The sequence below is a fragment of the Ideonella sp. BN130291 genome, assembly GCF_036231905.1.
In the GTDB taxonomy this organism is placed as follows: Bacteria; Pseudomonadota; Gammaproteobacteria; order Burkholderiales; family Burkholderiaceae_C; genus CAMLIZ01.
Genome location: NZ_JAZARE010000002.1, coordinates 372,228 through 391,961 on the forward strand (window position 1 = coordinate 372,228; position 19,734 = coordinate 391,961).

A 19,734-nucleotide genomic window follows, 5' to 3' on the forward strand; every position below is an offset into this window, starting at 1 on the left:
ACCGCCTTCAGTGCAGCCGCGGCGGGCTGCCGTGGCGAAGCTCGTCGATGCGTTGCAGCAGCTCCGCGGCGTCCGCGGCGCCGGGCCGGTGTTCCAGGTAGGCGGCAAGGTCGTCCACCGCCATCAGGCGCTGGCCGAGCTCGGCATAGGCCAGCCCGCGGTCGCGCCGCTCCTCCCAGGCCTGCGGCAGCAACACCACCAGGCGCTGCTGCACGGCCAGCCAGCGCCCCGGGTCGCCGGCAGCGCGATGGATCTCCTTCAGGTTGCGCAGCAGGCGAGCCAGCACGTCGCGCGCGGAGGCCGATTGCAGGAACAAGCCGAGCGGCACCTCGAAGTCGTCCACCAGGCCCTGCTGGCGCCGATAGGGCAGCAGGCGCTCGTCCAGCTCCTCGCGCGACAGCGAGTGGCCGTTGAACGGATCGATCACCACCTCACCCTGCGGCATGCGCAGCTTGACGAGGAAGTGGCCCGGGAAGGACACGCCCCGCGCGGCCAGGCCCACTTGGCCGGCAAGCTCGATGTACAGCAGCGCCAGCGTGATCGGGATGCCGCGCCGGGTGGACAGCACCTGGTGCAGGTAGCTGTTGCCCGGGTCGTAGTAGTCGTTGACGTTGCCCGCGAACCCCAGCTCGTTGAAGAAGTAGTGGTTCAGCAGGCGCAGCCGCTGCAGCGGCATGGCGTCTGCGGGCAGGCGGCGCTTCAGGCGCTCGGCCAGCTGGTCGATGTCCGACAGCACGGCCTGCGGGTCCAGCGACGGGTGCTCGTCCTGCGCCACCGTGATGGCCGCCTCGGTCAGCGCCAGCCCGTCGTCCTCGGCCACCAGGCTGGCGAAGTACTCCAACGGCGTGATGGGCCGGAACTGCATGCCGACAGTTTAGGCAGTCAGCTGCGGCGCATGAAGTCGCGCGGACGCAGCCCCAGCGCCACGAGCACGCCGAAGTACAGCAGCGCCGCGGCACCCAGCACCCCGGCCATCCAGCCGGCCCGCAGCCATTGGTGCTGGCCCAGTGCGACCCAGTCCAGGTAGTGGCCCGCCGCCCACAGGCCGGCCCCCATGCAGGCGCAGGCCAGCCCCACGCGCAGCAGGAAGCCCCACCAACCCGGCAGGGGCGTGTAGCTGCCGAGCCGGCGCAGGCCGATCAGCAACCAGACGGCATTGATCACCGCGCCCAGGCCGATGGACAGCGCCAGCCCGGCCACGCCCAGCCACGGCACGAACAACAGGTTCATCAGCTGGGTGAGGCACAGCACGACCACCGCCACCTTCACCGGCGTGCGGATGTCCTGGCGGGCATAGAAGCCGGGCGCCACGATCTTCACGCCGACCAGGCCGATCAGCCCCACGCCGTAGCCCATCACCGCCGTGGTGGTGCGCTGCAATGCCTCCACGTCGAAGGCGCCGCGGTGGTAGAGCACCGCCACCAGCGGCTGCGCAAACACCAGCAGCGCCACTGCGCAGGGCAGCGCGAGCAGCAGCACCAGGCGCAGGCCCCAGTCCAGCAGGCCGGAATAGCCCACGCTGTCGTTGCGGGCCTGCGCGGCCGACAGCTGCGGCGTCAGCACCACGCCCAGCGCCACGCCGAGCAGCGCGGTCGGGAACTCCATCAGCCGGTCGGCATAGGTCAGCCACGACACCCCACCCACCGCCACATGCGAGGCGATCTGGGTGTTGATCAGCAGCGACACCTGGGCCACCGACACGCCCACCAGCGCGGGCGCCATCTGGCGCAGGATGCGGTGCACGCCGTCGTGCCGCCAGGCCTCGCGGATACGGCCCGGGGTGAACCCCAGGCGCGGCCAGGCGCCGATGCGCCGCAGGGCGGGAAGCTGCACGGCCAGCTGCAGCACGCCGCCAGCCATCACGCCCACGGCCAGGGCGTAGATCGGCTCGATGCCCCAGGCCTTGAACTGCGGCACCAGCCACAGCGCCGCGCCGATGAAGCACAGGTTCATCAGCACCGGCGTGGCCGCTGGCACCGCGAAGCGCTTCCAGGTGTTCAGGATGCCCGCCGACAGCGCCACCATCGACATGAAGCCGATGTAGGGAAACATGATGCGGGTCATCACCACCGCCTGGTCGAAGCTGCCCCCATCGCGCAGGCCCTCGGCGATCAGCCACACCAGGATGGGCGCGCCGAGCACACCCAGCACGCTGGTGGCAATGAGGGCCCACAGCAGCACCGTGGCCACGGCGTCTATCAGCCGGCGGGTGGCTTCATCGCCCTGGCGCTCCCGGCTGGCCGCCAGCAGCGGCACGAAAGCCTGCGAAAACGCCCCTTCGGCGAACAGCCGGCGCAGCAGGTTGGGCAGGCGGAAGGCGACGTTGAAGGCGTCGGTGGTGGCGGTGGCGCCGAAGGTGGCGGCGACCAGCATTTCCCGGATCAGCCCGGTGACGCGAGAAGCCAGCGTGAGCAGCGAGACGGTGGAGGCGGCCTTCAGCAGGTTCATCGGGGAAGGCCGGGCGGCCTGGCAACAGGGCGGGCGATTATAGGAAGGCCCCTGGGCCCGCCCGGCTGGCCAGGCGCGCGGCTTGTCCGCCGCCGCCCAAGGATGCTATACTCGCCGGCTCACCACCTGGACACCGAACTCAAGCATGGCCACCTCTTCCAAAGCCAAGAAGAAGACCGTCCGCCTGGCATCCGGCCGCAAGCGCGCCCGCCAGGACGTGAAGCTCAACGCCGCGAACACCGCGCTGCGTTCCAAATTCCGCACGGTCATCAAGAACGTGCAAAAGGCCGTTGTCTCCGGCGACAAGGCCAAGGCCGCTGACCTCTTCAAGACCGCCCAGGCCGTGATCGACTCGGTGGCCGACAAGGGCATCTTCCACAAGAACAAGGCCGCTCGCCACAAGAGCCGCCTGTCGGCGAAGATCAAGGCGCTGGCCGCGCCCGCCGCCTGAAGAACACCGTCCAGGTGTGAGCAGCAAAGCCCGCTTCGGCGGGCTTTTTGTTTGTGGTGCCGCTTCGGCGGGCTTTTTTGTTTGTGGTGCCGCTTCGGCGGCTTTGTTTTGTGCGGCTGCTTCAGCCAGCCGCCACGGGGTCCACGGCACGGGCGCTGAAGGCGTCGCACAGCGGCCCCGGCTTGGCGATGGCATAACCCTGCACGAAGTCCACGCCCACCGAGCGCAGCTCGTCCAGGATGCGTTGGTCCTCCACGAACTCGGCCACCGTTTTCAGCGCCATCAGGTGGCCGATCTTGTGGATGGCCTCCACCATCGCCCGGTGCGTCAGGTCGTCGCCGATGCGCCGCACCAGCCCGCCGTCGATCTTCAGGTAGTCCAGCGGCAGGCGCTTGAGGTAGTTGAAGGACGACATGCCGGCGCCAAAGTCGTCCAGCGCCACCTGGCAGCCCTGCGCCCGCAGCGCGCCCAGCAGGTCCACGGCCACCTCGAGGTTCGCCACTGCCGCGGTCTCCGTCACCTCGAAGCAGATCTCCCCGCGCGGCGTGTCGTTCGTCAGCAGCTCGGCCTGCACGTAGGCACCCAGGGTGTCGTCGGACAGCGAGGAGCCCGAGAGGTTGATGCTGTAGTGCACCGGGCAGCCGACGGCCGCGCGGTGGCGGCGGTGCTCGGCCAGCGCATGGCGGATGACCCAGCGGTCGATGTCGCCCATCAGGCCGTAGCGCTCGGCAGCCGGGATGAAGGCCATCGGCGGCACCATGCGGCCCTGCTCGTCCAGCAGCCGCAGCAGGATCTCGAAGCGCGGCGTGGCACCCGGCAAGGCATCCAGGCCGACGATGGGCTGTGCGTACAGCACGAAGCGGTCCTCCGCCAGCGCCTGCTGCAGCCGGCTCACCCAGTCCATCTCGCCGGCGCGGCGCTGCAGGTCCACGTCGTTGGCATGGAAGGCATGCACGCGGTTGCGGCCCTTTTCCTTGGCCACGTAGCAGGCAGAATCGGCCGCGCGCAGCACGCCGGCACGATCGAACTCACCGGGCACGAACGACACCAGGCCGATGCTGGCGCCCACGTGGAAGTGGCGCGCCTCCCAGCTGAAGGCGAAGTCCTGAACCTGCTGGCGCAGGTTCTCCGCCACCTGCGCCGCGGCCGAGGCCGGGCAGTCGTTCAGCAGCACGGCGAATTCATCCCCACCCAGGCGGGCGATGGTGTCGCCGCGCCGCAGGGCACCACGCAGCAGCTGCGCGAGCTGCCGCAGCAGCAGGTCGCCGGCCGCGTGGCCACAGGTGTCGTTGACCACCTTGAACTGGTCCAGGTCGAGGAACAGCAGGCCGTGCGTCTGGCCGCTGCCGCCGGGCGATTGCAATACGGTGTCCAGCCGCTGCTCGAAAGCCGACCGGTTGAGCAGCCCGGTCAGCGGATCGTGGGTGGCCTGGTGGGACAGCTCGGCCGCCAGCTTGCGCGCCCGTGTCACGTCGTGCAGCACCACCACTGCACCGGCCACCTGGCCATGGTCGTCGAAGATGGGCGCGGCGGCGTCCTCCAGGGGCCGCTCGGCGCCGTCGCGCGACACCAGCAGCACGTCCTGCTCGCGGCTGGTGGCCTGGCCGGAACGCAGCACCTGCTCCACCGGGTCCTGGGTGCGGGCGCGGCTGGTGCTGTCGCACAGGCGCAGCACGTCCTGCACCGGCCGGCCCACCGCCTCGTCGCCCTGCCAGCCGGTCATGGCTTCGGCCACCCGGTTCAGATAGGTGACCCGGGCGCTGCGATCCACCGCGATCACGCCGTCGCCGATGGCGCCCAGCGTCACACGCAGCAGCTCCTTCTCGGCGAACAAGCGCCGTTCGGCTTGTTTGCGGGCGGTGATGTCGCGCACCACGCCGGTGAACACCGCCTCGGCGTCCAGCGCCATCACGCCGATGGTGAACTCCACCTGGAACTCCCTGCCGTTCTTGGCGCGGGCGGCCAGCTCCACGCAGCGCTGGCCCACCACCTTGCTGTCGCCGGTCTGGCGATAGAGCTCGATGGCCGCGCGGTGCGCGCCGCGCAGGCGCTCGGGCACCAGGTCCACGATGTCGCGGCCCACCATCTCCTGGGCGCTGTAGCCGAACATCTCGCAGGCGGCCCGGTTGGCGCTCGTGATGACCCAGTCCTCGCTGATGGTGAGGATGCCTTCGGCCACACTGTCCATCACCGAGCGGATCTGGGTCTCGTTGCGTGCGGCCTCACGCTGCGCCGCGCCCAGCCGGGCCGCCAGCGGCTTCACCTGCGCCCACACGCCAAACACGGCCGCCAGCACCAGCAGCCCCAGCAGGGGCAGCGACCAGGCCAGGGTGCGCCGGGCCGGCGCAAAGGCCTCCACCGCTGCCTGCTGCACGACCACGCCCACATCCGGACCGAGCGGGCCGTAGGCGGCCAGCGTCGGGGTACCGCGGTTTATGTTGAAGCGCGCGACGCCGTGGCTGCCGGCCAGCGCACTCAGCATGGGTGCGTTGGCCGCGCCGGCGGCTGGCATCTCGACCGGCGTCCGCTCAGGGGGCCCGGCGATGCAGCGCAGGCCGGCATCGGCGCGCACGCACAGCCGCACCTCGCCGGTGGTGCCAAAACCCGTCGCGGTGAAAAAGTCACGCCACAGGGCGTCCAGCCGCTGGTCGAGCTGCACCCTGCGGACCGTGCCGTCGGCATCCCCGGCCTGCACCTGCTGGCGCAGCACCAGGCCGTCGTCCCACAGAAGCTGGCTGTGAACGCCGTGTGCCAGCCGCGCCTGCAGCCCGCGTGCGGCGGCCACGTCACCCACCGAGACGATGGGCGAGCCGTCAGCGGTGGTGACCACGACGCCGGCGTAGCCGGTGTCCACCAGGCTGCGTGCGAACAGGGCGATCTGCACCTTGGCTGCCTGCGTCGCCGCATGGTTGGCCGCCTGGCTCGGGGGCGGCAGCGGCGGCATGCGTTGCGACGCATGCAAGGCGCGGCGCGAGCCCGCTTCAAGCACTTCGTCGAGCAGCCGGGTGCGTGCGTCGATCGCCGCGCTGAGGGCGGCGTTGGTCGCTTCCAGGCGGGTGCGCTGCTGGGCTGCAAACCCGACCACGGCAGCGCCGGCCGCCGCCAGCCCGACGAAGACGATGGAAGCCAGGAGGATCTGGCGCTCGCTGTGCCGGGAATCCATCGGCGTAGGGCGCCGCAACGCTCCCCACCGGGCCGCGATGCCCAGCGCGCCCAGCACCAGGGCCGCGCAGGCCCACGCCGGCAAGGCCACCAGCCAGGGCTGGCCATACACCAGGTCCAGGTCCAGGCCAAGGGCCAGCAGCCCAGCCACCCCCAGGGCGAACGAAACGCCGACCGCCAGCCAGGGCAGCACGGCGGCCATGCGCAGCCCATCGGGTGCGCGGCTTGGCAGTCGATCACCGTCGAAGGTCATGGAGGGTGCAGGCGGTGGCACCTTCGGGTATCGGCCGCCACGGCGCCAACTTGAGCACCCCGGCGCGCCGTGGGCGCCCTTCCCCAGGCGCTCAGGCCGGCGGGGAGGCGGGTGTGTCCGGCACCAGGCAGGCCTCGGCAACCTGCAGATCGTTGTCGCGCGCGAAGTTCATCACGAAGTCCCAGGCCATGGGCTCCACGCTTTTCAGCGCCTCGTTGACGATCACGCACTTCACGCCATTGATGACTCGCGGCACGCAGTAGGGCGAATAGCCGATGTAGGCCGCCCTGCCCTGCACCACGCCTTCAGGGCGAAAGCTGGACATCGCACCGGCCAGCCGCTCGGCCCAGTCGCTGGGACGGAAGGTGCGCCCATCCTTGGTGATTCCCTGGATGAAGATTTGGCGCGGTTTCGGTTCGGTCGACACGCTGGCGGCAGTCAATGCGAGGGCAACCCCGTATTGTGCCGCGGATGTGTTGCGGCGCAGCACGCCCGTAGAATGACTTTTTTCCTCTGGAGCTGCCTCGATGAACGCCCCCGAACCGCATGTGATGAAGACCTACGGCCGCCTGCCGATCGCTTTGTCGCACGGCCGAGGCTGCTGGCTCTGGGACACCGACGGCAGGAAGTACCTCGACGGCCTGGGTGGCATCGCGGTCAACACGCTGGGCCACGCGCACCCCAAGCTGGTGCCCGCGTTGCAGGACCAGGTGAGCAAGCTGATCCACAGCTCCAACTACTACCACGTGCCGCTGCAGGAGCAGCTCGCGGCGAAGCTGTGCGAGCTGTCAAGGCTGACCAACGTATTCTTCTGCAACAGCGGCCTGGAGGCCAACGAAGGCGCACTCAAGATCGCCCGCAAGTTCGGCCATGACAAGGGTATCGACCGGCCCGAGATCATCGTCTACGAAAAGGCCTTCCACGGCCGCTCCATCGCCACGCTGTCGGCCACCGGCAACCCGAAGGTGCAGGCCGGTTTCGGCCCGCTGGTCGAAGGCTTCGTGCGCGTGCCGCTGAACGACCTGGCCGCGATCGAGGAAGCCGCACGCACCCGCCCCAACGTGGTCGCGGTCTTCCTCGAAGTGATCCAGGGCGAAGGTGGCATCAACCCCACGCAGCTGGACTACCTGCGTGCACTGCGCAAGCTGTGCGACGAACGCGACTGGCTGCTGATGCTCGACGAGGTGCAGTGCGGCATCGGCCGCACCGGCAAGTGGTTTGCGCACCAATGGGCCGGCATCCAGCCCGACGTGATGCCGCTGGCCAAGGGCTTGGGCTCCGGCGTGCCGGTGGGCGCTATCGTCTGCGGGCCGCGTGCGGCCAACGTGCTGGGCCCGGGCAACCACGGCACCACCTTCGGCGGCAACCCGCTGGCCATGCGCGCCGGCGTGGAAACGCTGCGCATCATGGAAGAGGAGCGGCTGCTGGAGAACGCCGCCGCGGTGGGCGCCCACCTCAAGGCCGCGCTGGAGCGCGAGTTCAAGGGCCTGCCCGGCGTGGTGGAAGTGCGTGGCCAGGGCCTGATGATCGGCATCGAACTCGCCCGCCCCTGCGGTGAGCTGCTGGGCCGCGCCTGCGAGGCGGGCCTGCTGATCAGCGTGACGGCCGACAAGGTGATCCGCCTGGTGCCTTCGCTGATCCTCACGCGCGAAGAAGCCGACCAGCTCGTGGCCATCCTCGCGCCGCTGGTGAAAGAGTTCCTGTCCTCGCCCGCGGCATGAAGCCCGGCCACAGCCTGATGAAGCACTACCTGCAGTTCAAGGACCTGCGTGCCGAGGAGTACGCCTACCTGTTCGAGCGCACCGCGATCATCAAGAAGCGCTTCAAGAACTACGAGAAGTACCAGCCGCTGGTGGACCGGACGCTGGCAATGATCTTCGAGAAAGCCAGCACCCGCACCCGCGTGAGCTTCGAGGCCGGCATGTACCAGATGGGCGGCTCGGTGGTGCACCTGACCACCGGCGACAGCCAGCTCGGCCGCGCCGAGCCGGTGGAGGATTCGGCCCGCGTGATCAGCCGCATGGTCGACATCGTGATGATCCGCACCTTCGAGCAGGCCAAGATCGACACCTTCGCGGCGCACTCGCGCGTGCCGGTGATCAACGGCCTGACCAACGAGTTCCATCCCTGCCAGATCCTGGCCGACATCTTCACCTTCATCGAGCAGCGCGGCAGCATCGCCGGCAAGACGGTGGCCTGGGTGGGCGACGGCAACAACATGGCCAACACCTGGCTGCAGGCGGCGGAGATCCTGGGCTTCACGGTGCATGTGAGCACGCCCGGGGGCTACGAAGTGGATGCCAAGGTGGCGGGCATCCGCGACACCGGCTGCTACAAGACCTTCGCCGACCCGATGGACGCTTGCCGCGGCGCCCACCTGGTGACCACCGACGTGTGGACCAGCATGGGCTACGAAGCCGAGAACGCGGTGCGCATGAAGGCCTTTGCCGACTGGTGCGTGGACACCGACATGATGGCCGTGGCCCAGCCCGATGCGCTGTTCATGCACTGCCTGCCCGCGCACCGCGGCGAGGAGGTGCAGGCCGAGGTGATCGACGGCCCGCAGTCGGTGGTGTGGGAGGAGGCCGAGAACCGCATGCATGTGCAGAAGGCCCTGATGGAATACCTGCTGCTCGGGCGCATCGGCTGACATTGCACATGAAGAAGAACACCCCTGTGGTCGCCGGCGCGGCGGCCGTGCTGTGCATCCTGTCGTTCACCACAGCTGCCGCCGAGCCCGCCGTGCGCGGCCCTGAAAAAGTGCAGGACTGGTACGACGCCGGCCAGCGCTTCATCCGCGAATCGAAAGCGGTCAAGCCGATCACCGGGCGCGCGAAGAACGTCATCCTCTTTGTCGGCGACGGCATGGGCGTGAGCACGCAGACGGCTGCGCGCATCCTCGAGGGCCAGCTGCGTGGGCAGCCGGGCGAGGAGAACCGGCTGTCCTTCGAGACCTTTCCGTACAGCGCGCTGTCCAAGACCTATTCCTGGGACCAGCAGACCTCCGATTCGGCGCCCACCATCAGCGCCATCATGACCGGCTACAAGACCCGCGAGGGCATGCTGGGCGTGGACCACCTCACACCGCGCAACGATTGCGATGCGGCGAACGTCGCGGCGCATTCGGTGGAGACGATGCTGGAGCTGGCGGCCGAACACGGCAAGGCCACCGGCGTGGTGACCACCGCGCGGCTCACGCACGCCACCCCGGCCGGCGCCTACGCGCACGTGCCGGCGCGCGACTGGGAAGCCGACACCCACCAGCCCGCCGGTTGCGGCGTGAAGGACATCGCGCGCCAGCTGATCGAGGTGTCGCCGGCGGTGCGCAAGAGCCTGAAGGTCGCCCTGGGCGGCGGGCGCTCGGCGTTCCTGCCGCGCCAGCCTGACGCCGCCACCGTGGACGACCCCGAATACGGCCCGGTCAAGGGCGGCCGCACCGACGGCCGCAACCTTACCGCCGAGTGGCTGAGCAGCCGCGGCAACGGCGCCCAGTACGTGTGGAACAAGGCGCAGTTCGATGCGATCGACCTGGCCGGCACCGAGCACCTGCTCGGCCTGTTCGAGCCCTCGCACATGCGCTACGAAGCCGACCGTGCGCAGGACCAAGCGGGCGAGCCCTCGCTCACCGAGATGACCGACAAGGCGATTCGCCTGCTGAGCCGGCAGCGGCAGGGCTTCTTCCTCGAAGTGGAAGCCGGCCGCATCGACCACGGCCACCACGGCGGCAATGCCAAACGCGCGCTGCTGGACACCATCGAGCTGAGCAACGCGGTGCGCCGCGCGATGGAGCTCACGCGAGAGAGCGACACGCTGATTATCGTGACCGCGGACCACAGCCATGTGTTCACCATCGCCGGCTATCCGCACCGCGGCAACAACATCCTTGGCGTGGTGAAGGACGTGCCCGAGGTGGACGGCAACCCCACGGCGCCGGCCAAGGACCAGAAAGGCCTGCCCTACACCACCCTGGGCTACCAGAACGGCCCCGGCCATCGCGAAGGGCCGCGCACGGACCTGAGCGCGGTGGACACGACCGAGCTCGACTTCCACCAGGAGGCGGCCATCCCGATGGAAAGCGAAACCCACGGCGGCGAGGACGTCGCCATCTGGGCCCGCGGCCCGCGTGCCCACCTGGTGCGAGGCAGCATGGAAGAGAACTGGATCTTCCACGTCATGCGCAACGCCTTCGGGTTCTAGGGCCCGGCAGCGCCCCATGAAGCTCGCGCTGATCACCGACATCCATGCCAACCGGGAGGCGCTCAGCGCGGTGCTGGCGCATGCCGAGGGCCTGGGGGTGCAGCGCTATGCCTTCCTGGGCGACTACGTGGGCTACGGCGCCGACCCCGGCTGGGTCGTGGACCGGGTGCGCGAGTTCGTGGCCCAGGGCTCGGCCGCGGTGCTGGGCAACCACGACGCGGCGGTGGTGCGCGGGCCCACGCCCTCGATGCGCCTGGAGCCGCGCCAGGCGATCGAGTGGACGCGTGCGCAGCTGGGCGACGAGCAGGTGGCCTTCCTGGCCGCGCGTCCCTATGCGGTGACCGAGGACGACCGGCTCTACGTGCACGCCAACGCCTACGCGCCCATGGAATGGGGCTACATCGTCGGCCGGCACGACGCGGCGCGCAGCCTGCTGTGCACCGCCAGCCGCTACACCTTCTGCGGCCACGTGCACGAGCCCTGCCTGTACCACCTGTCGTCCACCGGCAAGACCGGCGAGTTCCGGCCCACGCCGGAGGTGGACATCCCCGTGCCGCCGCACCGGCAGTGGCTGGTGCTGCCCGGCTCGGCCGGCCAGCCGCGTGACGGCAACCCAGCCGCCTGCTACGCCACCATGGACCTGGCCCAGGCGCAGCTCACCTTCCATCGTGTGCCCTACGACCACGACGCCGCGGCCGACAAGATCCGCGCCGCGGGACTGCCCACGTCGTTCGCCGACCGGCTGGTCAATGGACAGTGAAACCGCCGCAGCGCCGCCGGCCCCGCTGGAGGCCGGGCAGGTGGTCGACGGCTTCGTGCTGGAGGAGCACCTGCACCAGGGCGGCATGGCCAACCTGTGGCGTGTGCGGCGCGATGACGGTGACGCGCGCTTCCCGCTGATCATGAAGGTGCCGCGCATCAAGGGCGGCGACGATCCGGCCACCATCGTCGGCTTCGAGGTCGAGCAGATGATCATGCCGATGCTCAAGGGCCCACATGTGCCGGCCTTCGTGGCCAAGGGCGACTTCATCCGCCAGCCCTACATCGTGATGGAACACATCGCCGGCCCCTCGCTGCGCCCGCGCCTGGACGCCGCGCCGCTGCCGGTGGCCGAAGTGGCCGCACTGGGCGCCAAGGTGGCCCAGGCGCTGCACGAGCTGCACCGCCAGCATGTGGTGCACCTGGACGTGAAGCCGAGCAACGTCCTGCTGCGGCCCAGCGGCGAAGCGGTGCTCATCGACTTCGGCCTGTCGCGCCACGACCACCTGCCCGACCTGCTGGACGAGGAGTTCAGCCTGCCCATGGGCACCGCGCCCTACATGTCGCCGGAGCAGGTGCAGTTCGTGCGCAACGATCCGCGCAGCGACCTGTTTGCGCTGGGCGTCATGCTCTACCACTTCACCACCGGGCAGCGGCCCTTCGGCCACCCCACCAGCGTGGCCGGCCTGCGCAAGCGGCTGTACGCGGAGCCCACGCCGCCGCGTGCGCTGCGGCCGGACTGCCCGCCCTGGCTGCAGGAGGTGATCCTGCGCTGCCTGGAAGTGAAACCCGAGCTGCGCTACCAGACCGCGGCGCAGCTCGCGCTCGACCTGCACAACCCTGAGCAGATGCCGCTCACCCGGCGCGCCGAGCGCCTGCAAGGCGGCGGCCGCTGGAAGGCGATGCGACGCTGGTTCGCCGCGCTCGGCAGCGAGCCCCAAGGCGTCGACAGCACCGCCGCGCAGGTGCAGCGCAGCCCCATCGTGCTGGCCGCGGTGGACCTCAACGCCGAAGCCGCCTTGCTGGACCAGTTGCGCGAGACGGTGCAGCGCCTGGTGGGCACCCAGCCGGGCGCGCGCCTGGCCTGCGTGGGTGTGATGCGCACTGCGCGCATCGGCATGGACCAGCTCACCGACGCGCACGGCCAGAGCCTGCACCTGAAGCAGCTGATCGGCCTGAAGCACTGGGCCCGGCCGATCGCCATGGCGCATGGGCTGGACGAAGGCCGCCTCACCTTCCATGTGCTGGAAGCGCCCGACGCGGCCGCCGCGCTGATCGACTTTGCGCAGCGCAACGAGGTGGACCACATCGTGATGGGCGCGCGCGGCAGCTCGGCGCTGCGGCGCTACCTGGGCAGCGTCTCTTCCCAGGTGGTGGCGCAAAGCGGCTGCACCGTCACGGTGGTGCGCGCAGCGGGTTGAAGCCGGCGCGCTTCATGCGCCGCCCAGGTGCCTGGCGGTCTCGAACACCGCAGGCGCAAAGCCCTCGCCCTGCCACTGCAGCCGGCGCTTGAGCGCGAAGTCGAAGGCCAGCGGGTTCAGCGCCTGCAAGCGCTCCAGCGCCGAAACGTCCTGCGCGTCCAGCAGCCCTGCGCGGGCCAGGCGCGGCACCGAGGTCAACCACGCAAGCGCCGGCAGTGGATAGTCGGAACCGAAGAGCAGGCGGCCATGCCAGTCGCGCCGCTGCAGCAACGTGCGCAGCACCCCGGGCGAACGGTTCACCTGGGTGATGGCCGAGATGTCGCCGTGCACCCGCGCCCCCAGCGACGGGTCGTCCATCAGGCGCGCGAAGAGCTCGAAGGCCGGCACCAGCGCTTGATGCGGATGGTCCAGGTCGCGCGCCTGGCCGAGGCTGGCGCAATGCGCCAGGATCACCCGCACGCCCTCGCCCAGCGCTGGGCGCAGCAGCAGCGGGTTCAGCGCCTCGTGGGCGTTGGCGCCGGTCACAGCCTTCTCCTCGCCAGCGTGGCTGAGCAGCGGCAGCTTCAGGCGCGCCAGCTCGGCATAAAAGCGGCGATGGCGCGGCAGCGACGGATCGATGCCCATGGCCGAGGGCAGCCACTTCACCGCGCGGGCGCCCTGCGCATGGGCGGCCTGCAACCGGTCGATCGCATCCGGCCGGTTTGGGTGCACCGACGCGATCCAGCCCCAGCCGTGCTGGCGCGCCGCCGCGCCGGCGTAGGCGTTGCCGGTGCGGAACATCGTGTGCTCGGCATCGACCCGCCCATCGGCTGCCACCGCGGCATCGAACGCCAGCAGCAGCGGCTTGGCGCCGGGCGGGAACTCGGCCCACAGCGCGGCCAGGCGCTGCAGGTACACCGCCGACAGTTCGGCGCGCCGGCCGGCCACGCCGCTGGCGTGTTCGATCGCCGTGCGGCGCACCCAGTCGCCCAGTGCCAGCGGGCTGAGCGTGCGCGGATGGATCCAGGCACCGGCATCGTCGTCGGGCGCATGCGCGGTGTGGCCCAGCAGGTGCACATGCACGTCCAGCACCTGCTCGGGCCGCACGCCGGCCCAGGCCTGCTGCCACAGGGCCTGCACGTCGGCGGGCCAGCGCGCCGGCGCAAAGCCGAAGGCCTGCGGCAGGCTGAAGACACCCAGCGCGGTGGCGACGCCGCAGCACAGGCCGCTGGCGAGGAAGCGCCGGCGTTCGTTCCATCCAGGCGATGTGTCGCCGTGAGCACCGCCGAGTGGCTGCGTGAGAGAGCGGGTGGGCAGGTTCATGGGCCGCGATGCTCGCCGCCGCGAGGCGGCGTTGCCAGCACTTCACGCCGGGTGGCCCAAGGCCGCGCCGCACGGTATCGGCAGCCAATACCACGGTGGCCACAAGCGCGGCGTTTCTGCCGCGCAGCGCACGCTATGCTGAGCCATCTTTTGCGGAGCTCGTCATGCAACGGCGTCACTGGGTCATCAGCGTGTTGGTCACGGCCGCCACCCCTTGGCAGGCGCGTGCCGCCAGCGAAACGGATGCGGCCAGCGCCATCCGCGTCGCGCTGCAGCGCGGCGCGGCCGCCGCGGTGGCGCAGCTGGGCCGCAACGACGGCTTCCTCGCCAACCCCAAGGTGCGCATACCGCTGCCCGGCCCCTTGAAGGACGCGGCCAAGCTGCTGCAGGCGCTGGGCCAGCAGCACCGTGTCGATGAACTCGTGGTGGCCATGAACCGGGCGGCCGAGGCCGCCGTGCCGCAGGCCAAGGCCCTGCTGATCGATGCCGTGCGCAGCATGAGCGTGGAAGACGGCCTGCGCATCGTGAGTGGCGGCGACGATGCGGCCACCCAGTTCTTTGCCGGCAAGACACGCGAGCCGCTGGGGGAGCGTTTCCTGCCCATCGTCACCCGGGCCACGCACCGCGTGGCACTGGCGGAGAAATACAACGCGGTGGCCGGCAAGGCGGCGGCCTTCGGGCTGATGAAGGCGGAGGACGCGGACCTGCCGCGCTACGTCACCGGCCGGGCGCTGGACGGGCTGTACCAGGTGATCGGCGAGCAGGAGCGCCTGATCCGCCAGGATCCGGTGGGCACCGGCAGCGCGATCCTGCGGCGCGTGTTCGGAGGCTGACATGCCGGCACTGCGCTCATCCCTCATGCCGCTGCTGCTCACCACGCTGCTGGCCGCCTGTGGCGGCGGCGGCAGCGATGCACCGCCTGCGCCGCCGCCAGCCGCCCCCGACATGGGCGCCGAGCTGGTGAGCCGGGTGCCCGCCAGCGGTGTCTCCGGCACCTGGGGCTACGTGGCACCCGACGGCTCACGCTATGCGCTCATGGGCACCGCCCGCGGGGTGCTGGTGCTGGACCTGCGCAACCCGGCCCAGCCGCGGGTGGTGGACGAGGTGCAGGGCCCGGACGACACGCACACGGCCGGTGTGTACTGGCGCGAGATGCGGGTGTACGGATCCCACGCCTACATCGTCTCCGAGCACACCAACGTCCGCGGCGGCATCATGATCCTGGACCTGGCCGGCCTGCCCGACAGCGTGCGCTACGTGCGCAGCGTGGTGCCGCGTGACGGGCAGCTGGCCGCGCACACGGTGGACGTCGACACCACCCGCGGCCTGCTGTACCTGCAGCGCGTGACCAACCTGGGGGCGCCCAGCGCGGCCGGCAGCGGCCGCGCGACGGCGCTGCACAGCGGGGAAGAGCATCCGGTGGGGGATGCCAACACCGGCTCGGTGGAGATCTACGACATCGCCACCGACCCGGAGAACCCGGCCTACCTCACCACCTTCAACCAGCACCGCAGCGTGCACGACATGACCGCCGCGGGCGACTTCGTCTACGTGGCCGAAGGCAACGCCTCCACCTTCTCGCGCTGGGACGTGCGTGACCCCAGGGCCCCGGTGCTGGTGTCGCGCTGGTCGGTGGGCGGGTTTGCGCACAGCCTGTGGCCCAGCGCGGACGGCAGCCTGGTCATCACGACGGAAGAGATCCCCAACGGCCTGCCGGCGCGCGTGTGGCAGCAGGTGGGTGCCACACCCACGCAGCTGGCGACGCTGAAGGTGGGCAGCGGCACGCCGCACAACGTGATCATCGAGGGCCAGCGCGCCTACTTCAGCCACTACACCGAAGGCCTGGCGGTGTACGACCTCGGCAACCCGTCGGCACCCCAGCTGGTGGCGCACCTGGACACCAATGCACTGCAGGGCCCGGGGCTGGGCGGCTGCTGGGGCGTCTACAAATTCCCCGGCGAGCCGCTGGTGGCCTGCAGCGACATGAGCACCGGATTCAACCTGATCCGCATCACGAACTGACGCACGGCCGATGCGGGCCAGGCGCGGCGTTACTTGAACAGCGCGTCGTAGCGCTTCTGCATCTCCTGGGGCGTGAGCTTCTCGATCTCGTGCCCGATCAACCACTCGTGGCCGAAGGGGTCGCGCACCCGGGCGCTGCGCTCGCCGTAGAACTGGTCCTGCGGTGCCATCACCAGCGTGGCGCCGGCCTCCACGGCGCGCGCCGCCATCGCGTCCGCGTCGCCCACATGCAGGTGCACGCGGCTGCCGTTGCCGCCCAGCGTCCTGGGCCCGACGATGCCGTATTCCGGGTATTCGTCAGCCAGCATCAGCACCGCCGGCCCGAGCTTCATCTCGGCATGGCCGATGCGCCCGCTGGGCTCCGTGAGCCGGAAGATCTCTTCCGCGCCAAACGCTCTCTCGTAGAACTCAATGGCGGCCTGGGTGTCGTGCACCGACAGGTAGGCAAATACCTCGTGGATCATGGGGCGCTCCCTGGTGATGAAGCCTCCAGGCTACGCGCCGGGCGACCCGCCGTCTTGTAGAAAACGGCAACCTCAGGCGTCAGGGATCACGGCGGTGGCCTCGATCTCCACCTTGGCCCGGTCCTCGATCAGCGCCTTCACCTCCACCGCGCTCATGGCGATCGCGTAGTGGCCCACCAGCTCGCGGAAGGCCGCGCCCAGCGCCTTGCCGCTGGCCAGGTAGTCGCGCTTGTCCGTCACGTACCAGGTCATGCGCACGATGTGCTCCGGCCGCGCGCCGGCTTCGGCCAGCACCGCGCACACATTGGCCAGCGCCTGGCGCGCCTGCACCGCGAAGTCGTCGCTGTCGAAGCGGCACTCGGCGTTCCAGCCGATCTGCCCAGCCACGAACACCGTGGTGCCGCGTGCGGCCACGCCGTTGGCGTAACCGCGCGGCGGCACCCAGCCGGCCGGTTGCAGAACGCGATGGGCACTCATCGTGATGTCTCCAGGTAGGCCGGCACGGCATTCCTCACGTCGTCCGGCAGGGGGCGGGGGCGGTGGTCCTCCAGCGAGGTGCACACCAGCACATGTTTCACACGCAGGCGCAGCTCGTCGCCGCCATGGAAGGCCGACTCCAGGTGCATGGAGGTGCGGCCCAGGTGGGTGACCCGCAGCACCTGGCGCAGCACATCACCCAGGCGGCTGACCGCGGTGAACTGCACCTCCAGCCGCACGGTGGGCAGGCCGAGGCGCCGCTGCAGCACCAGCTGTGCATACGGGATCTTCAGGCCGCGGTCGAACCAGTCCTCCACCAGGGTGTTCAGCATCACGAAGTACTGCGGATAGAAGACGATGCCGGCCGGGTCGCAGTGGCCGAAACGCACCGTCTCCTCTCGTTCGAAGTTCATTGGGGAGCCGCCGCTTCCTGCCGCAGCCTGAAGCGCTGCAGCTTGCCGGTCTCGGTGCGCGGCAGGCTGGCGCGGAACTCGATGGCGCGCGGGTACTTGTAGGGCGCGATGGTCTGCTTCACGAAGGCCTGCAAGGTGCGCACCATGGCGTCATCAGCCTCATGCCCGGGCTTGAGCACCACGAAGGCCTTGACGATCTGGCCGCGCTCTTCATCCGGCGCACCGACCACGCCGCATTCGGCCACCGCCGGGTGCAGCAGCAATGCACCTTCCACTTCCGGGCCGGCGATGTTGTAGCCGCCGGAGATGATCATGTCGTCGGTGCGCGCCTGGTAGACGAACTGGCCGTCCGCATCCACCAGGTAGGCATCGCCGGTGAGGTTCCAGCCGTTGTGCACATAGGCGCGCTGGCGCTCGTCGGCCAGGTAGCGGCAGCCGGTGGGGCCCTTCACGGCCAGGCGGCCCACTTGGCCGGGTGGCAACGGCCGGCCTTCGTCGTCCAGCACGCAGGCCTGGTAGCCCGGCACCGGGAAGCCGGTGGCCCCCGGCTTGGCGCGCTGCTCGTCGGCCGAAATGAAGATGTGCAGCATCTCGGTGGAGCCGATGCCGTCGATCATCTCGATGCCGCTGGCCTGCTTCCACAGCGCGCGGGTGGCCGCGGGCAGCGCCTCGCCGGCCGACACGCATTTGCGCAGCGAGCTCAGGTCATGCTGCGGCGCGGCGGCCGCCATCGCCCGGTAGGCGGTGGGCGAGGTGAAACACACCGTGGCCTTGTACTGGGCAATGGCGGGCAGCAGCTGTTCGGGCGTGGCTTTTTCGATCAGCACGCTGCTCGCACCGATGGACAGCGGAAACAGCAACAGCCCACCGAGCCCGAAGGTGAACGCCAGCGGCGGGCTGCCGATGAACACGTCGTCGGGCGTGGCACGCAGCACATGCGGCGGCCAGCAGGCGCACGCTGACATCACGTCGCGGTGGAAATGCATGGTGCCCTTGGGCACGCCGGTGGTGCCGGAGGTGAAGGCGATCAGGCAGGTGTCGTCGGCGGCAGTGTCCACGTTGGTGAACGCTGCCGGCTTGTTGGCGGCCTGCGCCTCCAGGCCTTCCCCGCCGGGGCCATTGAACAGCGCCATCTGCGCCAGCACCGGGCAGCCGGCACGCGCGGTCTGCAGCTCGTCCACCAGCCGGGCGTCGCACAGTGCGTGGCTGATCTGCGCCTTGTCGATGATCGCGGCGAGCTCGCGTGCACGCAGCAGCGGCATGCTGCCCACCGCGATGCCACCCGCCTTCATCACCGCAAACCAGCAGGCCGCCAGCATGGGCGAATTGGCACCGCGCAGCAGCACACGGTTGCCGGGCACCAGGCCCATGTCCTGCACCAGCACATGGGCGATGCGGTTGGCCTGGGCCTGCAGCTGCGCATAAGTCCAGCGCACACCGGCGCCCTGCAGGCACAGACGCTCGCCCTGGCCCTCGCGCACCCAGCGGTCCAGCAGGGCATCGGCGCAGTTGATCCGCTCAGGGAACTGCAGCTCGGGCAGCTCGAACAGCAGCTGCGGCCACAGCTCGCGCGGCGGCAGATGGTCACTCGCAAACGTGTCGAGGTGCGCGCTGCGCGTCATGGCCCAAGCCTCCGGGTCGGAGCATCGTTGCAGGGCAATCTAGGCCGATATACTTTAGTTGTCAACTATTTTGGGGCGGGCTGGGATGGCGGCATATGATCCCTCGATGAAGCGCCTTTGGGACATCTCGCCGCCCGTGCAGGCGGGCTCGCCGGTGTTCCCCGGCGACACGCCCTACCAGCAGCAATGGGCCGCTACGCTGGGCCCCGGCTGCCCGGTGAATGTGAGCACCTTGACCCTGTCGCCGCATGTGGGTGCGCATGCCGACGCGCCCCTGCACTACGACCCGCAGGGCCAGACGGCAGGCGCGCTGGACCTGCAGCCCTATCTGGGGCCCTGCCGTGTCATCCATGCGATCGATTGCGGCGCGCTGGTGCAATGGCATCACATCGAACATGCGGTACAGGCACTGCCGCCGCGCGTGCTGGTGCGCACGTACCGGCAAGCGCCGGTGGACCGCTGGGACCCGGCCCTGCCCGCCTATGCACCCGACACCATCCGCCGCCTGGCCGACCTGGGCGTGCGGCTGGTCGGCATCGACACCGCCAGCATCGACCCGGCCGAGAGCAAGACGCTGGACAGCCACCAGGTGATCCGCGAGCGTGGCCTGCGCGTGCTGGAGAACCTGGTGCTGGACGAAGTGCCCGAGGGCGACTACGAGCTGATCGCCCTGCCGCTCAAGCTGATGACCGCCGATGCCAGCCCGGTGCGCGCCGTGCTGCGCGAACTCTGAAGGACACACC

At 70.0% G+C, this 19,734-nt stretch carries 18 protein-coding genes; 9 read left to right on the forward strand and 9 right to left on the reverse strand.

What is annotated here, in order from left to right:
* Positions 1–7: 7 nt before the first annotated feature.
* Both VPH43_RS05070 and murJ read right to left on the reverse strand, forming a co-directional pair.
* Entirely contained in the window at positions 8–865 is an 858-nt protein-coding gene (locus VPH43_RS05070) for a SirB1 family protein (protein ID WP_328576567.1), read from the reverse strand.
* Positions 866–882: 17 nt separating this feature from the next.
* Entirely contained in the window at positions 883–2,448 is a 1,566-nt protein-coding gene (gene murJ / locus VPH43_RS05075; protein WP_328576568.1) for a murein biosynthesis integral membrane protein MurJ, read from the reverse strand.
* A 145-nt stretch (positions 2,449–2,593) separates the two neighbouring features.
* On the opposite strand from murJ, the gene rpsT reads away from it, so the two are divergent.
* Positions 2,594–2,899: a 30S ribosomal protein S20 gene (gene rpsT / locus VPH43_RS05080; protein WP_328576569.1), complete on the forward strand. Its 306-nt coding sequence runs from the start codon at positions 2,594–2,596 to the stop codon at positions 2,897–2,899.
* A 121-nt stretch (positions 2,900–3,020) separates the two neighbouring features.
* Here rpsT and VPH43_RS05085 read toward each other — a convergent pair whose 3' ends face one another.
* Together VPH43_RS05085 and VPH43_RS05090 are read right to left on the reverse strand one after the other, a co-directional pair.
* Positions 3,021–6,314, reverse strand: a complete 3,294-nt coding sequence (locus VPH43_RS05085) for an EAL domain-containing protein (protein ID WP_328576570.1) — start codon at positions 6,312–6,314, stop codon at positions 3,021–3,023.
* Between the two features lie 91 nt (positions 6,315–6,405).
* Positions 6,406–6,756: a DUF3579 domain-containing protein gene (locus tag VPH43_RS05090; protein WP_328576841.1), complete on the reverse strand. Its 351-nt coding sequence runs from the start codon at positions 6,754–6,756 to the stop codon at positions 6,406–6,408.
* A gap of 85 nt (positions 6,757–6,841) precedes the next feature.
* On the opposite strand from VPH43_RS05090, the gene VPH43_RS05095 reads away from it, so the two are divergent.
* The 5 genes from VPH43_RS05095 to VPH43_RS05115 are packed head-to-tail and all read left to right on the forward strand — an operon-like array spanning position 6,842 to position 12,691.
* The gene (locus VPH43_RS05095) at positions 6,842–8,035 is read left to right on the forward strand and encodes an aspartate aminotransferase family protein (RefSeq protein WP_328576571.1); all 1,194 of its coding nucleotides are present in this window, start codon (positions 6,842–6,844) and stop codon (positions 8,033–8,035) included.
* On the forward strand, positions 8,032–8,964 hold the full coding sequence (gene argF / locus VPH43_RS05100; RefSeq protein WP_328576572.1) for an ornithine carbamoyltransferase: 933 nt from the start codon (positions 8,032–8,034) through the stop codon (positions 8,962–8,964). The genes VPH43_RS05095 and argF overlap by 4 nt, the downstream gene beginning before the upstream one ends.
* An 8-nt stretch (positions 8,965–8,972) precedes the next feature.
* A complete protein-coding gene (locus VPH43_RS05105) occupies positions 8,973–10,511 on the forward strand; it encodes an alkaline phosphatase (RefSeq protein ID WP_328576573.1) in 1,539 nt (512 codons plus the stop codon).
* Between the two features lie 16 nt (positions 10,512–10,527).
* Entirely contained in the window at positions 10,528–11,271 is a 744-nt protein-coding gene (locus VPH43_RS05110) for a metallophosphoesterase family protein (RefSeq protein WP_328576574.1), read from the forward strand.
* Positions 11,261–12,691 carry a serine/threonine protein kinase gene (locus VPH43_RS05115; protein WP_328576575.1) on the forward strand — a complete coding sequence of 477 codons (1,431 nt, stop codon included), beginning with the start codon at positions 11,261–11,263 and terminating at the stop codon, positions 12,689–12,691. Before VPH43_RS05110 ends, VPH43_RS05115 begins: the two co-directional genes overlap by 11 nt.
* Positions 12,692–12,703: 12 nt before the next feature.
* Here the strand turns inward: VPH43_RS05115 and VPH43_RS05120 are convergent, their stop codons facing one another.
* Positions 12,704–13,993 (reverse strand): amidohydrolase family protein, encoded by a 1,290-nt coding sequence (locus VPH43_RS05120; protein WP_328576576.1) that lies wholly within the window; start codon positions 13,991–13,993, stop codon positions 12,704–12,706.
* Between the two features lie 164 nt (positions 13,994–14,157).
* On the opposite strand from VPH43_RS05120, the gene VPH43_RS05125 reads away from it, so the two are divergent.
* Together VPH43_RS05125 and VPH43_RS05130 are read left to right on the forward strand one after the other, a co-directional pair.
* On the forward strand, positions 14,158–14,826 hold the full coding sequence (locus VPH43_RS05125) for a DUF4197 domain-containing protein (RefSeq protein ID WP_328576577.1): 669 nt from the start codon (positions 14,158–14,160) through the stop codon (positions 14,824–14,826).
* 1 nt (position 14,827) lies between these two features.
* Complete coding sequence (locus VPH43_RS05130) at positions 14,828–16,015, forward strand: LVIVD repeat-containing protein (protein ID WP_328576578.1); 1,188 nt, start codon at positions 14,828–14,830, stop codon at positions 16,013–16,015.
* Positions 16,016–16,044: 29 nt separating this feature from the next.
* Here VPH43_RS05130 and VPH43_RS05135 read toward each other — a convergent pair whose 3' ends face one another.
* The 4 genes from VPH43_RS05135 to VPH43_RS05150 form a co-directional block, all read right to left on the reverse strand.
* Positions 16,045–16,479 (reverse strand): VOC family protein, encoded by a 435-nt coding sequence (locus VPH43_RS05135; protein WP_328576579.1) that lies wholly within the window; start codon positions 16,477–16,479, stop codon positions 16,045–16,047.
* Positions 16,480–16,551: 72 nt separating this feature from the next.
* On the reverse strand, positions 16,552–16,956 hold the full coding sequence (locus VPH43_RS05140) for a RidA family protein (protein ID WP_328576580.1): 405 nt from the start codon (positions 16,954–16,956) through the stop codon (positions 16,552–16,554).
* Positions 16,953–17,369, reverse strand: coding sequence for an acyl-CoA thioesterase (locus VPH43_RS05145; protein ID WP_328576581.1), 417 nt, complete (start codon positions 17,367–17,369; stop codon positions 16,953–16,955). Before VPH43_RS05145 ends, VPH43_RS05140 begins: the two co-directional genes overlap by 4 nt.
* Positions 17,366–18,991 carry an AMP-binding protein gene (locus VPH43_RS05150; RefSeq protein ID WP_328576582.1) on the reverse strand — a complete coding sequence of 542 codons (1,626 nt, stop codon included), beginning with the start codon at positions 18,989–18,991 and terminating at the stop codon, positions 17,366–17,368. Before VPH43_RS05150 ends, VPH43_RS05145 begins: the two co-directional genes overlap by 4 nt.
* A gap of 106 nt (positions 18,992–19,097) precedes the next feature.
* On the opposite strand from VPH43_RS05150, the gene kynB reads away from it, so the two are divergent.
* On the forward strand, positions 19,098–19,724 hold the full coding sequence (gene kynB, locus VPH43_RS05155) for an arylformamidase (RefSeq protein ID WP_328576583.1): 627 nt from the start codon (positions 19,098–19,100) through the stop codon (positions 19,722–19,724).
* Positions 19,725–19,734 lie beyond the last annotated feature (10 nt).